General features: G+C 47.2%; 11 protein-coding genes. 4 read left to right on the forward strand and 7 right to left on the reverse strand.

Annotation, left to right across the window (positions count from 1 at the left end; translation table 11 throughout):
• The first annotated feature begins 38 nt into the window (after positions 1-38).
• Entirely contained in the window at positions 39-785 is a 747-nt protein-coding gene (locus HY063_09700; GenBank protein ID MBI3502057.1) for a glycosyltransferase, read from the forward strand.
• On the opposite strand, the gene HY063_09705 is transcribed toward HY063_09700, so the two are convergent.
• Positions 782-1,741 (reverse strand): hypothetical protein, encoded by a 960-nt coding sequence (locus HY063_09705; GenBank protein ID MBI3502058.1) that lies wholly within the window; start codon positions 1,739-1,741, stop codon positions 782-784. The genes HY063_09700 and HY063_09705 overlap by 4 nt on opposite strands.
• A gap of 91 nt (positions 1,742-1,832) precedes the next feature.
• On the opposite strand from HY063_09705, the gene HY063_09710 reads away from it, so the two are divergent.
• Positions 1,833-2,774: a nitronate monooxygenase gene (locus HY063_09710; GenBank protein ID MBI3502059.1), complete on the forward strand. Its 942-nt coding sequence runs from the start codon at positions 1,833-1,835 to the stop codon at positions 2,772-2,774.
• Positions 2,775-2,806: 32 nt separating this feature from the next.
• Here the strand turns inward: HY063_09710 and HY063_09715 are convergent, their stop codons facing one another.
• The 6 genes from HY063_09715 to HY063_09740 form a co-directional block, all read right to left on the reverse strand.
• Positions 2,807-3,658, reverse strand: a complete 852-nt coding sequence (locus tag HY063_09715; protein ID MBI3502060.1) for a rhomboid family intramembrane serine protease — start codon at positions 3,656-3,658, stop codon at positions 2,807-2,809.
• A 150-nt stretch (positions 3,659-3,808) separates the two neighbouring features.
• The gene (gene mutL, locus HY063_09720; protein ID MBI3502061.1) at positions 3,809-5,638 is read right to left on the reverse strand and encodes a DNA mismatch repair endonuclease MutL; all 1,830 of its coding nucleotides are present in this window, start codon (positions 5,636-5,638) and stop codon (positions 3,809-3,811) included.
• A 95-nt stretch (positions 5,639-5,733) separates the two neighbouring features.
• Positions 5,734-6,633, reverse strand: coding sequence for a hypothetical protein (locus tag HY063_09725; protein MBI3502062.1), 900 nt, complete (start codon positions 6,631-6,633; stop codon positions 5,734-5,736).
• Between the two features lie 77 nt (positions 6,634-6,710).
• Positions 6,711-7,223, reverse strand: a complete 513-nt coding sequence (locus HY063_09730; GenBank protein MBI3502063.1) for a gamma carbonic anhydrase family protein — start codon at positions 7,221-7,223, stop codon at positions 6,711-6,713.
• 262 nt (positions 7,224-7,485) lie between these two features.
• Positions 7,486-7,638 (reverse strand): hypothetical protein, encoded by a 153-nt coding sequence (locus HY063_09735; GenBank protein ID MBI3502064.1) that lies wholly within the window; start codon positions 7,636-7,638, stop codon positions 7,486-7,488.
• A 195-nt stretch (positions 7,639-7,833) separates the two neighbouring features.
• On the reverse strand, positions 7,834-12,345 hold the full coding sequence (locus HY063_09740; GenBank protein MBI3502065.1) for a gliding motility-associated C-terminal domain-containing protein: 4,512 nt from the start codon (positions 12,343-12,345) through the stop codon (positions 7,834-7,836).
• 437 nt (positions 12,346-12,782) lie between these two features.
• Between HY063_09740 and HY063_09745 the strand changes: the two genes are divergently transcribed.
• Together HY063_09745 and HY063_09750 are read left to right on the forward strand one after the other, a co-directional pair.
• On the forward strand, positions 12,783-15,110 hold the full coding sequence (locus HY063_09745) for a hypothetical protein (GenBank protein MBI3502066.1): 2,328 nt from the start codon (positions 12,783-12,785) through the stop codon (positions 15,108-15,110).
• Positions 15,064-15,334: hypothetical protein (locus HY063_09750; protein ID MBI3502067.1), on the forward strand; the 271-nt coding region annotated here is incomplete at its 3' end. The genes HY063_09745 and HY063_09750, both read left to right, overlap by 47 nt.

Raw genomic sequence — 15,334 nt, forward strand, 5'->3', positions numbered from 1 at the left:
ATATGGAAGATAAAATTAGGTAATTTCACATTGATATCATGAAAGTTTCCATCATAACCGTTTGCAAAAATTCTGAATCTGCCATTGAATCTGCCATTGAATCCGTGCTGAATCAGGACTACAAAGACGTTGAATATATAATTATAGATGGAAAATCTTCCGACAGCACGATTTCCATTATTGAAAAATATAAAAACAGAATTTCAAAATTTATTTCTGAGAAAGATGAAGGAATGTATTTTGCTCTCAATAAAGGAATCCAACTTGCCAGCGGAGATGTTGTAGGACTTCTTCATTCGGATGATTTTTATCCGCACGAAAAAATTATTTCGCGCGTGGTAAAAGAGTTTGAAGAAAAAAAAGTTGACAGCATTTATGGCGATATGCAATATGTTCAGAAAGAAAATACGGAAAAAGTTTTCCGTCACTGGAAATCAAAACCTTTCGATGCAAAAAATTTTCTCAAGGGCTGGATGCCCCCTCATCCTGCTTTCTTCGTGAAGAGAATTTGCTATGAAAAATTCGGAATGTTCAACACGCAATTTTCCATTTCTGCCGATTACGAACTCATGCTCCGCTTTTTGTACAAGCATAAAATTTCTTCCTCCTATATTCCCGAAGTGCTCGTGAAAATGCGAACGGGTGGAATCAGCAATGTAAATTTGAAAAGCAGAATCAAAGCGAACAGGGAAGATAAACTCGCATGGACGATAAATAACCTGAAGCCGAATTCTTTTACGTTGATTCTAAAACCGCTTTCAAAACTCCGGCAGTTTGTGTCTTAGAACTTCGCACGGATGGTGCGCTTGGTATATTTTTTCCCCTTGAAGTAAGATTTATATTTCGACTTGGCAAACTTACTTCTTCCTTTCAGCGCGTAACTTACATTAATGGTGGTGCTCAGGTAAGAATCATTGTGCGTGGGGTCCCCGCGCTTGGGATATTTCATTACGCCATTCTCTGTATGCGGATAATAATTTTCAGGAGCCGGCAGGTTGGAGCCTTCTGAATACGATAATTCCGGATTGCGGTTTGCAAGCGCTACTGCAGTGGCGCTTTGAAGCACATTCGGGTCAACATAAGTTGTGCTTATGTCATCGAGGTAATCGGTGAAGGTTGTTCTCCAGTTAAATTCCCAGCCAACGCGGTAAATTTTGCTGATGGTAAAATAAAATCCGGCACCTGCAGGAATGCATAACTGATATTTGCCGTAGGGTTTTGGCGCGCCCGAAACAATTCCCTGCCCTTCGGTGTGCAGCGGAGCCAAATCCACCCAAGAGCCGTTGTATTTTGCTTTTGGGTCGTGATAAAATCCGCCAACACCGGTGAAAATATATGCTTTGAAATCGTTGCGGTAACGGTAGGTTCTTCCCAAATCGGCAATGTCATAAAAAATATATTGTCCTGTTATGCTCGCTTCAAAAATATCGTTGCGGAAACTTAAGTTGCGTCCTCTTCTGCCGGGATTGGTGGAAAGTGCATCGCTGCCGGAAATGCGGTACCAGCCAATTGCGCCTTTAATGAAAATATCCGGGTTCAGTTTATAGCGCGCAAATCCTCCCATGGCGCTGCGGGTTTGTGAAAGTTTCAGGTCAAGAATAAAATCTCTGCGCGTTTTTTCTTTTCCACCCGTTTCGCCCAGGTAATTTGCCGCGCCAACGTTCACTCCGAAATCCCATTTGAACTGGGAAAATCCAAGCGTTGATAACACTATAAAAAAGAAAGTAAATATTTTTTTCATCTCAACTATTCTATAATGGTTGAACGGAATTTTCGTTTACTTTGTTTCGGTTTTGAAAATTAATTTCTTATTACAAAGATAGTATTATTCCGTGAAGAACAAAATTTGCGATTTATTCGGAATTAAATACCCGGTTATACAGGCGGGAATGGTTTGGACCAGCGGCTGGCGGCTTGCTGCTGCTGCTGCAAATTCAGGATGCCTTGGGCTCATCGGTTCCGCTTCCATGTATCCCGATGTTTTGCGCGAGCACATTCAGAAATGCAAGAAGGCAACGAATAAACCTTTTGGCGTGAACGTGGCATTGCTTTATCCCGACATAGAAAAAATCATGAACATTATTGCGGAAGAAGAAGTGAAAATTATTTTTACCTCTGCCGGAAATCCCAAGGCGTGGACGGGCCGGCTGAAAGAGCGTGGAATAAAAGTGGCGCATGTGGTAGGCAGCGTAAAGTTTGCGCAGAAGTGCGAAGAAGCCGGCTGCGATGCAGTGGTGGCAGAAGGTTTTGAAGCCGGAGGTCATAACGGAAGAGAAGAAACCACCACAATGGTTTTAATTCCTCTCGTAAAAAAAGCAGTGAAAATTCCGTTAATTGCAGCAGGAGGAATTGCCACCGGAAGGCAGATGCTTGCTGCTATGGCGCTGGGCGCAGACGGAGTTCAAATCGGTTCGCGGTTTGCCGCCAGCGAAGAATCTTCTCTGCACGAAAACTTCAAAAAGAAAATCACCGAACTGAACGAAGGCGATACGCAACTTTCATTAAAGAAATTAGTGCCCGTGCGCGTGGTGAAAAATAAATTTTATAAATTGGTGCAGGAAGCGGAAGATAAAGGCGCAACTTCTGATGAATTAAAAAATATTTTAGGAAAAGCCCGCGCCAAGAAAGGAATGTTTGAAGGTGATTTGGAAGAAGGAGAACTGGAGATTGGACAAGTGAGCGCGCTCATCCGCGAAATAAAACCGGTGAAGAAAATTGTGGAGGAGATTATGGAAGAATATGAAACGGCAAAGAAAGAAATTACCTCACTTTAAAAGTTTGTTCTTCGTTTCTTCTCCGAACAAAGTTACGGAGTCCGTCTTTTAGCGGACCAAATCCAAATCAGCACAAACCCAAACAGCATTCCGCCTAGATGTGCGTAGTGCGCCACGTTATCACCGGGCAATTGGTTCACTGCGCCAAAAAGTTCGAGCAAGCCGTAGAGGATGACGAAATATTTTGCTTTGAGAGGAAAAAGAAAATACATATATATCATGGAATTCGGAAAAGTCATTCCGAAAGCAAGCAGCAAACCGAAGATGGCTCCCGATGCGCCAACCACCGTGGGTTCGTTTAAAAAATCCGTTCTGAATTGGTTCATCAAATCAATGGAGAGTTGCAGTTTCTCGGAGGGATTTCCGAGAGCAGAAACAGAATTATATTGATTAATCAGGTTGTTCATTGCCTCGGAAGAATTGCGGTGAAGATTTTCATTCATCAGCGGCTGAAAAATCCCCTCAAAGTTTTTTAAATCGGGATTGGAAAGATAACTGCTCACCGTTTCCATCACCGGATGCACCTGGAAATAAAAAATAGCATAGTGCGTAATGGCAGCGCCCAGCCCGCACACCACATAGAAGATTAAAAATTTTTTTCCTCCCCAGTAATTTTCCAGCGCGTTGCCGAACATCCAAAGCGCGAACATGTTGAAGAAGATGTGCGAAAATCCTCCGTGCATGAACATGTACGTGATGATTTGATGCGGGCGGAATTTTTCTGAACCGAAATAATGCAAGCCGAGATTATCTGTTAAATCAATGTTAAACTTTGCTTCAAAAATAATTGTCGCAGCAAAGAAAATTCCATTGATGATGAGCAGGTTCTTTACAACCGGAGGAAGTATTCTGAATCCTGATGGGCGGTATTCCTGGTAGGACATGAAACTAATTCAAATTAGATTGGTGTGCAAAAGTAAATCTATGCTTCGAAAATATGCGGAAGAATGGAAGGGTGGAATAGCGGAAGGATGAAAACAGCCAAAGTTGTTTCTTCCCAATCTTCCTATCTTCCTATCTTCCATTCTTCCTTTTTATTTTCTGAATCTTTTTTCCAAATCTTCCAGCGGAATTGTAATCAGCGTTGGTTTTCCCGAAGGAGAAGAGTAGGGCATGGCGCACGCAAACAACTCATCCACCATGTGGCTCATTTCTTCTTTCGAAAGTTCCACGCCCGGTTTGATGGAAAGATTTTTTGCCATTGCTTTCGCTACAATTTCTTTCTTCGCCTCTTTCAATTGTGATTTTCCACCCTGCGATGATTTATAATCTTCAATCAGTTTTTCCAGCAGTTCAAAAACATTTTGCCCGGCAATATCTGCGGGAATTCCGTGCACGATAAAAGTATTTTTTCCGAATTCATTAATATCAAAACCGAGCCCGTGCAGTTCGCGGTGCAATTCTTTTACCACCACCGCATCGCTGGCGGAAAACTCCAGCGTTTGCGGAAACAACTGCTGCTGCGAAGTTCCTTTTTGTTTGTCCACCAGTTCAAAATATTTTTCATAGAGAATCCGCTCGTGCGCTGCCTGCTGGTCAATCACAATCATTCCGGTTTTTATATGTGCGAGAATATATTTGCTGTGCAATTGATACGCGGAGGTCTTTGTAGATTTTTCTCCTTCAATATTAAATTCCGTTTGAACTTCTGTTTCTTTTTTTATTTCTATCTCTATCTCTTGGGAAAAATCTTTTGCAGGCGAATCAAAATAAGTAAAAGTTTTTTTCCTTTCTTCTTTCTTTTCTTCCTCCCTAAACGGATTGTAATTTTTATTGATGGAAATTTTCGGAGGGTTCATTAAAACTTCTTCGCGGGATTTTGGCGGAGGAAGTTCAATCGCTACTTCCTGTTCGAAGTCGAGCGAAGGAGCAATGTTGTATTTGCCAAGCGATTGTTTCACCGCAGCGCGGATAATCGTATAAACCGAACGCTCGTCTTCAAACTTGATTTCCGTTTTTGTGGGATGAATGTTCACATCAATCGCCTTCGGGTCAATTTCCATATTCAGAAAATACGAAGGAAAAGAATCATTGGGCAATAATTGGTCATACGCATTCTGAACCGCGTGATGCAAATACGAACTGCGGATGAAGCGGTTGTTCACGAAAAAAAATTGCTCGCCTCTCGTCTTGCGCGCGAACTCCGGCTTGCCGATGAAGCCCGTTACATTCACGATGGTTGTATTTTCTTCCACCGGAACCAAACGCGGATTATAAGTATCTCCAAAGATTCCTACGAGCCGCTGGCGCAGCGTTCCTTTTTCCAGATGAAAAAGTTCAGAGTTGTTGTGATGAAGCGAAAAAGAAATTTCAGGATGAGCGATTGCCACGCGCTGAAATTCTTCAATGATGTGGCGCAGTTCCACCGAATCGGATTTCAAAAAATTTCTTCGCGCTGGAACATTGAAGAAAAGATTTTTCACGCTGATGCTCGTTCCTTTCGCGCAGGCGCATTGCATTTGAGATTTCAGTTCGCTGCCTTCAATAGTTATCTGTGTGCCGAGCTGGTCTTCGCTTCGTTTGGTTTTCAATTCCACCTGCGTAACACCGGCAATGGAAGCCATTGCTTCTCCGCGAAAGCCCATCGTCTTAATGTGAAACAAATCGTCTGCTGATTTTATTTTACTCGTGGCGTGGCGTTCAAAACACATGCGCGCATCTGTTTCACTCATGCCGATGCCGTTATCAATAATCTGAATTAAAGTTCTGCCCGCGTCTTTGATGATAAGTTTTATGTCCGCGCTTTTCGCGTCAATGGAATTTTCCAAAAGCTCTTTCACTGCCGATGCCGGGCGCTGAATGACTTCGCCTGCCGCAATCTGGTTGGCAACGGAATCGGGTAAAAGATTTATTATGTCAGGCATAAGAGGGAAAGCAAAAATAGAATTATTCCCTCTGCATAAAATAAAAAATCCTCTCCGAAATTTTCCGGAGAGGATTTTCTTTCACAAAAGTTTTTTTACGGAAGTTGCTTGTAGACGGTGGTGCTGTTAACGGTAATGGAAACCCAGTCATCGCAGCAGCCGGAAGAAGATTTGGTTGCATCGCAGTATCCGAAATCCACATGGCGCACAGGTTTGCTGCCGGGAGTGAAATCAACGGTTCCTTTTACAAAATGTTTTCCGCAACTTAAATCACGAATCAATTCGCTGGTAATATTCACGCTGAACTGAACTCCTTTTGCTGAAACTCCGCTTGCAGAACCGGTAATTCCGAAAATGCAATTGGGCCAGTATACGGGGGTAGGAGGAGTAACTTCTCCCTGAATCCATTCGCGGTTGCGGTTCGATTGCCAGGTGATAGTTCCTCCGCTTGCTTTTGTTACTGTCCCATTATCTGTAACATCCCAATTCATGTGGTGCGCAGTATTATGCCCTTTATTGATAACCGTTCTGGTTCCCGTTACGTGATTCATGGCGCTGGAAGAATTTCCAACATAATAATTATCGGTCGGATTGGTAGTAATCGTAATGGTAGTAAGCGAATCCCAATATTTAGGATACGGTTTTAATCCGCTCCAGGAAACATAAATTTTTCCCTGGCGGTAGCGCAGGTCTTTGCACTGGCAGGGACTAGAGCCAAAGTCAATGGTAAATTTTTTGTTTGCCGTATCAGGAGTGATGGTGGCGCAGCCGGAAAGAATGACAGAGTTGTCACTTCCTTTGAAACTGCTCAGCCCGCCAGAAGCGGCTTCGTTTGATGCCTGGTGCATGTCTTCAAAGTTTTTGTCGGCAAGCGCGTTGTCTTCGGCACCGCTGGTGTCGTTGTCTTTTGTGTTTTCTTTGCGGCAGCCGGTGAAAGAAAGCGCTGCTGCGAACAGGAGAATTGTTCCGCTGAAGATTAAATGTTTAGTTTTCATTTTTTATTGAATTAAGTTTGATTTCTGAGAATAAGACGATGAAGTTACTAAAAAGTTACAGAAGGGAAGAATATTTTTTATTTAAACCAACCCGAATACATTACATAATTATTTGCAATGCGTTCAATTTCTCCTTTCTGAAGTTCGGGATTAATGTTTTTTACTTTTTTTGCAGGAACTCCGGCATATACCGAGCCCGGTTCCACTTTCGTATTTTCAAGCACCACCGCGCCTGCAGCAATAATTGAATTGCTTCCTATTTCGCAATGGTCCATCACAATGGCGCCCATGCCGATGAGCACGTTATCATGCACCGTGCAGCCGTGCACAATGGCGTTATGCCCGATGCTCACATTGTTTCCGATAGTTGTCGGGGCTTTCTGATAGGTGCAGTGAATAATGGCTCCGTCCTGTATGTTCACTTTGTTTCCTATTCTTATATAATGAACATCGCCACGCACCACGGCATTGAACCAAACCGAACAGTCATCACCCATCACCACATCGCCAACAACGGTGCAGTTTTCTGCCAGGTAACAATTGCTTCCGAACTTCGGAGAAATTCCTTTTACGGGTTTTATCAGAGCCATGTATTTTTTTTGCGAAAGCAAAGATAAGAAAAGGCGTTTGTTCCGTATTCCAATACCCGCCTAAAAACGAAACCCGCTTTCCGGGAAAGCCGGGCAAGGGGTGATTATTGGAAGCCGGTTTTCCGCCTTATACCTTATATCCTTATTCCCTATTTCCTTACTATTTGTTTTTCAAAAAAATATTCTTAGCGTAACTGCTACTGAAAAAACGCTGGAGCAGGGAAAAATAGTGGTTATAAAATAGCGGGAAAAGTATGGTATTTCAATCCAAAATTACCGTACCACTCACGCCAGCAGTGGTGCGGTAATCGTCAGCGTTCGTACCACTCACGTCACGAGGCGTACCACTCACGCCAGCGGTGGTGCGGTAATCGTCAGCGTTCGTACCACTCACGTCACGAGGCGTACCACTCACGTCACGAGGCGTACCACTCACGCCACGAGGCGTACCACTCACGTGCGTACCACTCACGCCACGAGGCGTACCACTCACGCCACGAGGCGTACCACTCACGTCACGAGGCGTACGGTAATTTCCGATTTCGAAAATTAAAACCGGAATTTCAGCGATTTTTAAGGAGATAACTAAAAAAAAGTGAAAATTAAAATTCTACCTGACCAAACTGATATTTCCTTTTTTGGAAATGCTCGTTCCGTTGGCAATTACAATATCCATGTAAAAAGCAAACACCTCCGTTCCGCCTTTCTGCGTGTTTTGCAGCAAGCCGCTGTTATAAATTCCGCTCCACCGGAAAATAGGGTCGAGGGTTTCATATACTTTTTCTCCCCAGCGGTTATAAATGGAAAGATGAAAAGAAGTAATGCACTTGGGAATGCCGTAATAGAGTTGCAGCGAATCATTTTCTCCGTCACCGTTTGGTGAGAAAGCAGTGGGCAGGTAGGGAGTGCCGGTGCAAAGTTCAACCGTGAGCGTCATGCAGGCGGAATCCCGGCAGCCGTTGGCGTCAAACACGGTAATGCAGTAATGGGTGGTTGCATTCGGGGAAACAGTGATGCTCGCCCCGTTTTCTCCGGTGTTCCATAAATAGGTCGCTCCTGTTCCTCCGGTGAGCGTGGTGCTTTCGCCTTCTATAATGGTAAAACTGGGAGTGACGGTTGCGGTGGGAAGTGGATTTACATTCAGAACAGCCGAAGCCGCATCGCTGCACGAGCCAACCGTTACCACCACCGAATAAGTTCCCGATGCGGAGGTATTAATCGTTTGCGTGGTGGCGCCTGTGTTCCATAAATACGTTCCTCCGCTGCCTCCGGTGGCGGTGAGCGTGGCGCTGTCGCCCTGGCAAATGTTTGTGTTTCCCGTTATGCCTGCCACAGGCGGGGGCAGAACAAACACCGTTACCGTTTGCGTGTCGGTACAAAATCCGTTGCTGGCGCTTACCGTGTACGTGGAAGTTGCGGCAGGTGTTACCGTGATGCTGGCTGTGGTGGCACCGTTATTCCATACATAAGAATTTCCTCCCGAAGCGGTGAGCGTAATAGCATCGCCTCCGCAAATGGTGGAGGAAGCAGGATTGCTTGTAACGGCTGCCGTGGGAGTTGGAATTACAGAAACAGTTGCCGAAGCGCTGTCAGAGCAGGAGCCGATGGTTACAATAACTGAATAAGTAGAATTAGATGTGGGCGAAACCACAATGGAAGAAGAAGTTTGCCCCGTGTTCCACGAATAAGTTCCATTGCCTCCTGCCGTAAGCGTTGCCGAAGAGCCGATGCAAACCGTTGTGTTGCTTGCCACAGACGCTGTGGGTGGGGGTGAAACCTGCACTGTTACCAAAGCGGTATCGGTGCAGTTGCCGGTATAAGCAACAAGCGTGTAGGTGGAAGTTGCCGTTGGGGTTAATGCAATGCTGGTTGCCGTTGAGCCCGTGCTCCACGAATAGGTAGTTCCTCCCCCTGCCGTAAGCGTGGTGGCATCTCCGGTGCAAAGCAATGTGTTTCCCGAAACAGAAGCAAAGGGAGAATTGAGCGCTGTAAGATTTACAGTGGCGGTATGCGTGCAGCCAATGGCATCTGTCACGGTGAGCGTATAATTTCCTCCGGCATTCAGTCCCGTTGCAGTGGCATTTGTCTGCCCGGTTGGATTCCACGAATACGTATAGCCCGGAGTTCCGCCCGAAGTGCCCGACTGAATGGAGCCGTTCGAAGAACCGCAATTAATTGCATTCACAGTGAAAGTGGTGCTGATGGGCGGATTATTGGTAACCGTAAACGAAGTGGTGGAGGAACAGTTCCCCGATGAAACCGTTACCGAATAATTTCCTGCCGAAGATATTACAATGGCAGAAGAAGTGGAGCCGGTGCTCCACGAGAAATTGCTTCCGCCTGAAGCGGTGAGTGTATTGCTTCCGCCCGAACAAAGTTTGTTGTTTCCTGAAATGGTTGCCGTGAGGTTTGAACTCACATTCACCGTTACGCTGGTAGTGCTCGAGCAACTTCCATTGGTAACCGTAACGGAATAAGTGGTGGTTGCAGTGGGAGAAACCACAATGGAAGAAGTGGTGGCATTCGTACTCCACGAAAAACTATTTCCTCCCGAAGCGGTGAGCGTTGAACTTCCACCGGAACAAATGGTAAGATTGCCCGAAACAGATGCCGTGATACTTGAACTGATGATTACCGTTACGCTCGTGGTGCTTGAGCAGTTTCCGTTTGAAACTGTAACGGAGTAAGTAGTGGTTACTGTCGGAGAAACCACAATGGAAGAAGTGGTGGCGCTGTTGTTCCACGAATAATTATTTCCGCCCGAAGCGGTGAGCGTGGTGTTTCCTCCCGTGCAAATGGTAAGATTTCCTGAGATGGATGCGGTAATAGTTGAACTCACAATTACTGTTGCGCTGGTGGTGCTCGAGCAACTTCCGTTGGTAACCGTAACCGAGTAAGTGGTGGTAGCCGTAGGAGAAACCACAATGGAAGAAGTGGTGGCGCTGTTGTTCCACAAATAATTATTTCCTCCCGAAGCGGTGAGCGTTGTATTTCCACCGGAACAAATGGTAAGGTTTCCTGAAATGGAAGCGCTGAGAGAAGAATTCACGGTTACTATCACCGTATCATTCGCGTTTCCGCAGGAAGTGGTAACGGTGCAAATATAGGTAGTGGTGGAAGCCGGAGTCGCAACCGGGTTTGAGATGTTCGGATTATTCAGCCCGGTGGAAGGCGACCAAACGTACGCGCTTCCGCCCGAAGCGGCAAGCGTGGTGTTTCCGCCATTGCAAATAGTAACATCAGGTCCCGCAGAAACAAGCGGGGAAGAAGTTACCGTAACAATCACCGGCTGGTGATAGGTGCCGGGGCAGGTTCCTACGTAATAAGTATACGTTCCTGCCGTGAGAACCGAAGTGGTGTACGTGTTTCCGGTGCCGAGTGTGTTGCCTGCCACTAATTGGTCGTACCAGATAATAGTGGTTCCGTTGGGAACCGTTCCGCTTAGCGTGGCGGTGAGCGTGGCGCTCTGCCCTGCGCAAATGGTAACATTCGGGGCGTTTATGATAAAGTTGGTAAGCGTTCCGTTAGTTGTTCCGGCTCCTCCTATGGTGGCTCCGTTCGGAGGAAATAATGTCAGCGCATCTGAGTTGGTGGTTCCGTTGGCACCTCCGGCAGCAGCGGCTGCGGGAGCGCCATTTGAAAAACCAATGTATCCGCCACCGCCACCGCCTCCGGGTCCTTCGGCTTCGTACACTTTTCCTCCGTTTGAAACATAGAACGCTCCTTTGGTAATTGCCTGGTTGCCTCCTTTGCCTCCATTGGCTGTGATGGATATTCCGGAAATGGTTCCAACAGAATTTATGAGAACGGTTCCTCCTGCTCCGCCTCCGCCTGAGCCATCGGTTCCTGCATAACTGGTGGCTGCGGGAGTGCCGGATGAATTGGTTCCGTTCGTTCCGTTTGATATAAATTGCCCTGCGCCTGAAATGGTTCCGTAGTTCATCAGGTAAATCAATGCGCCACCGGTTCCTCCCTTTCCTCCTTCGTTGTCATTCTGGTCGCCTGAGCCGCCAGCGCCTCCGAGAAATAATCTGCCGGTGGAATAATCGAGTGGTCTTCCTCCATAACCGCCAACAGCATTTCTGTTGTCGCCTGTCCAACTGGTGTTGTTGGGAGGGGTAGTGGTTGGATTTTTATTGGCGTTTGAAAAAGAATATCCTCCCTGACCGCCTCCCGAAGAAGTGTTGGCGGAAAATCCGGGCCACTGAAGATTCCATGCGGTGGTCCATCCGGCAATCGAGTTATCGGGGTTTCCATGTCCGTTCCATAAAAGAGGATTTCCTCCGTTGGCTCCTCCGCCTCCTCCTGCATTATGCCCGTTTCCTCCTCCGCCACTGTTTGCGCCAGCGCCCCTGCAATACCTGCCTCCGTATATATCGTAATCAACTGCATATCCTGCTATGCCTTCTCCTTTTTCTGCGCCCCATGATTGAAGCAGGGAAGCGCTTATATCAGGTCCTATTCCATAAGCAGCGGAGTCCTCTAAAAGTTCCGAGCGGAATCCTTTTCCTGTTACATCAATGCTGCCGCCCGCATTAATGGTGGTATTGTTCTGAACTTCCATGGCGCATACTCCGCCTATGCTTCCGTTCCACGGGTCGCAGGTAATGGAGCCGCCACCGTTTACGGTGAGCGATGAATAGCGGGGCACGCGCACCACCAGCACTCTTCCCGCAGCGGTATACGTATTTGTCAGCGGGCAGTCGAGCGTGATGGTGGTTCCGCTGATGCTGTATACTTCGGCAAATTCCCAGTTGCCGCATTCGTGGTAATTGAGAACGTAGCCCCAGGTGCTGTCCCGCGGTTCGCTGAAAGTGCTCCACGAAGGAGGGCCGGGAAAAGGAGGAACTCCGTTGATTTCGGCTCCCTGAATTTGAATGAGCAGGAGCAAATCTCCGGCAGCAAGGTTGCCGGGAAATCTTCCGTTGGCATTCAGCGTGCCGCTGGCAACTGCAATGGCGGTGGCGCCTGCTGCTGCATTTGCAGTGAGCGTGGTATATTCGTTTACTACATTATTAGCAGTAGAAATTACTTTGGCTCCGTCTTTCCCGCGCTGGGCGAAGGAGAGGTAAAAAGTAAAAAATAAAAGGTAAAAAGTAAAAAGTAAGCGAGCGCTATTCAATGAAAAATATTTGTTTCGTATTTTTCGCATCATTTCGTTTTTCGAAGATTTGGCAAAGTAAGTAATTTTATGCGAAAGAGTAAAATCGTATCTAAGACGAAGAAAGTGGGCAAAAAGTTGCAGGGGATTTGGGAAATATTATTTATAACTGATTGAACCGGTTTTGGAATGTTGGAAGAATGGAATAATGGGAAACAGCCGATCTTCCTCCGAAGGAGGGTGTAAAATAAACTGTGTTTAAGGGTTAAAGTTATTTTTTCCTTGACACAGTTTATTTTACACCCTCAAAGAAAGGGTTTGTTACACTGGCAAGATAACTGAAAAATTTATTTTCTGCATTCTCATTTTCATCTTACATTCGCCCGTTCAATTTTTTTTCACATTATCAATGCAACCTTGCGCGCTAAACCTGCATCTCTAAATAAACAATCACAGCAATGAAATTCTTTACCCTCTTTCAAAAATTCCTATTCGCACTTTTACTTTTTCTTCTCGCAGGAAATAATTCCTTCTGCCAGACCACAGTCAACTTTGTTTACATCGGCTCCTCGCAAACATGGACGGTTCCCGGTTGCGTAAACACCATTACCGTAGCGGTGAATGGCGCGCAGGGCGGCTGTACTAATGGCGGTTTGGGCGCAGTGGTTACCGCCACGCTTTCTGTCACTCCCGCGCAGGTGCTGCAAATAAATGTGGGCGGGCAGGGAAGCAATCCCGCTGCCGGATGGAATGGCGGTGGTGCAGGGCAATCCTCTTCAACTGTTGGCTATGAATCATGCGGTGGCGGAGGCGCTTCCGATATAAGAATTACTCCATATTCTCTTACCGACCGTGTGGTTGTTGCCGGTGCCGGTGGCGGCATGGGTGGCGGAGACCAGGATGCACTCGGAGGCGATGGCGGTTGCGCTACCGGAGGAACCGGAACAAGTCCGTTCGGGCAAGGTGGATCAGGCGGAACACAAACTGCAGGAGGTGCTGGCGGCCCGCCCTGGGCTGGATGTACTGTATGCACTCCCGGCTCAAACGGAGCATTAGGAATAGGCGGTGCTGGCGCTCCCGACCTTGATTATAATCTTGGACCTGGCGGTGGCGGAGGCGGTGGTTATTATGGCGGTGGCGGTGGCGGTTCTGATGATTGGCAAACTCCTCCCTTGGGCGGAGGCGGAGGCGGAGGCGGTTCCAGTTTAGTTCCTGCCGGAGGAAACTGCACGCAGGCAACAAATCCCGGCAACGGAGCTATTGCCATTACGTATTCAGGAGGCGGGCTTACTGCCGCAGTAAATTCAACACCTGAAAGTTGTTCTGCCGCAGACGGAACGGCAACAGCAACTCCTTCGGGAGGAGCAAGTCCTTACACGTATGCGTGGAGTACCTTGCCTCCTCAAACCACGCAAACGGCAACCGGTCTTTCCGCAGGAACATACACGGTGCTGATTAGCGATGCTGGCGGATGCACCACCACAGCAACGGTGGCGGTAACTTCTTCTTCCGGTCTTACTGCAACTTCTTCTTCCACTCCTGAAAATTGTTCTGCCGCAAACGGAACGGCAACCGCAAGCCCTTCGGGAGGAACTTCTCCTTATACTTATTTATGGAATCCCACGGGACAAACAACTTCTACTGCAACAGGCCTCTCAGCAGGAAATTATACAGTTGTGATTGCAGATTCCAGCGGATGCAATACACAGGTTACTGTAACGGTAGGTTCTTCGGCTAATCTTTCTGTAACCGCTTCTTCCACGCCCGATGGATGTTCTTCCGGAACAGGAACAGCAACCGCAAGTCCTTCCGGAGGAAATTCTCCCTATACATATTCATGGACTACTTCTCCCACGCAAACCACGCAGATGGCGATCGGACTTACTGCGGGAACGTATGTGGTAACCGTAACCGATGTGAACGGCTGCTCCAGCAGCGCCACAGTTACGGTAACGAGCAATTCATCTCCTCCCAGCGTGACTGCCTTATCGCCCAGCACCATTTGCTTCGGGCAAACTACTGCAAACCTCAGCGCATTTGCTCCCACGGCAGTTTCGTATACATGGTCTCCCACTACAGGGTTAAGTTGCTCATCGTGCGCCAACACTACTGCCAATCCTGCGTTTACCAATACCTATACGGTATATGTTACCGATGCGGGCGGCTGCACCAATTCCGCTTCCGTTCCCGTAACAGTAGGCGTTCCCCCTGTGGTAACGGTAACTCCTCCTGTTACCATTTGCGTAAACGACACTGCTTTCCTTACCAGCAACCCGCAGGGACCCGTGCAGCAGCAGCCCTACAATTATTATTGGACTCCTCCGACTGCAATTATTTATGATTCGCCCACCACCAACCTTTCGCAGAATCCATTAGTTTCCCCCATCACTACCACGCCTTTTTGCGTGTACGTGACCGATAACTGGGGCTGCAAGGATACGGCATGTACATTGGTAACCGTCATTCAGAAAGTTTCGGTGACAGTCACCAGCCAGCCCGACACGATTTGCCTGGGCGATACCATTACGCTTTGCTCCAATATAAATAACGCCACCAGTTACTGGTGGAGTCCAGGAGGGCAAACCACTACCTGCATTACGGTGGTGCCTACCAGTTCCACTTATTATTCGGTAACGGGAACCGACCTGAACGTTTGCTTTGATTCCGATTCGGTGGAAATAATGGTAGGGCAGATACCGCAGTTAACCGTGGTACAGCGACACTGCGCAGAACCCCTGGTTGCTTCCGAGCACGTCCACCACATTTACGGTCATCATCACCGATAAATACGGCTGCGGAGACACCGCCACCACCACTGTGTTTGTGGAAACCGTTCCCTCCATTTCCTGGGGAGATGACTGGATTCCCTATATCACCTGCGATGGTTTTGTGGCGCCTTACAATGCAAATGTGAGCGATAACGGAACGCATACCGAATGGATTTTTGGCGACAACTCCACCTTCACCGATTACCAGCCCACTTCGGGATTGAACTGGATAAGCACGCCTG

It is taken from the genome of Bacteroidota bacterium (assembly GCA_016195025.1).
Lineage (GTDB): Bacteria > Bacteroidota > Bacteroidia > Palsa-948 > Palsa-948 > Palsa-948.

Coding starts and splice junctions, on each gene's coding strand:
- HY063_09745 (MBI3502066.1), top strand. CDS start 12,783: ATGAAATTCTTTACCCTCTTTCAAAAATTCCTATTCGCACTTTTACTT.
- mutL (MBI3502061.1), bottom strand. CDS start 5,638: ATGCCTGACATAATAAATCTTTTACCCGATTCCGTTGCCAACCAGATT.
- HY063_09715 (MBI3502060.1), bottom strand. CDS start 3,658: ATGTCCTACCAGGAATACCGCCCATCAGGATTCAGAATACTTCCTCCG.
- HY063_09700 (MBI3502057.1), top strand. CDS start 39: ATGAAAGTTTCCATCATAACCGTTTGCAAAAATTCTGAATCTGCCATT.
- HY063_09725 (MBI3502062.1), bottom strand. CDS start 6,633: ATGAAAACTAAACATTTAATCTTCAGCGGAACAATTCTCCTGTTCGCA.
- HY063_09730 (MBI3502063.1), bottom strand. CDS start 7,223: ATGGCTCTGATAAAACCCGTAAAAGGAATTTCTCCGAAGTTCGGAAGC.
- HY063_09705 (MBI3502058.1), bottom strand. CDS start 1,741: ATGAAAAAAATATTTACTTTCTTTTTTATAGTGTTATCAACGCTTGGA.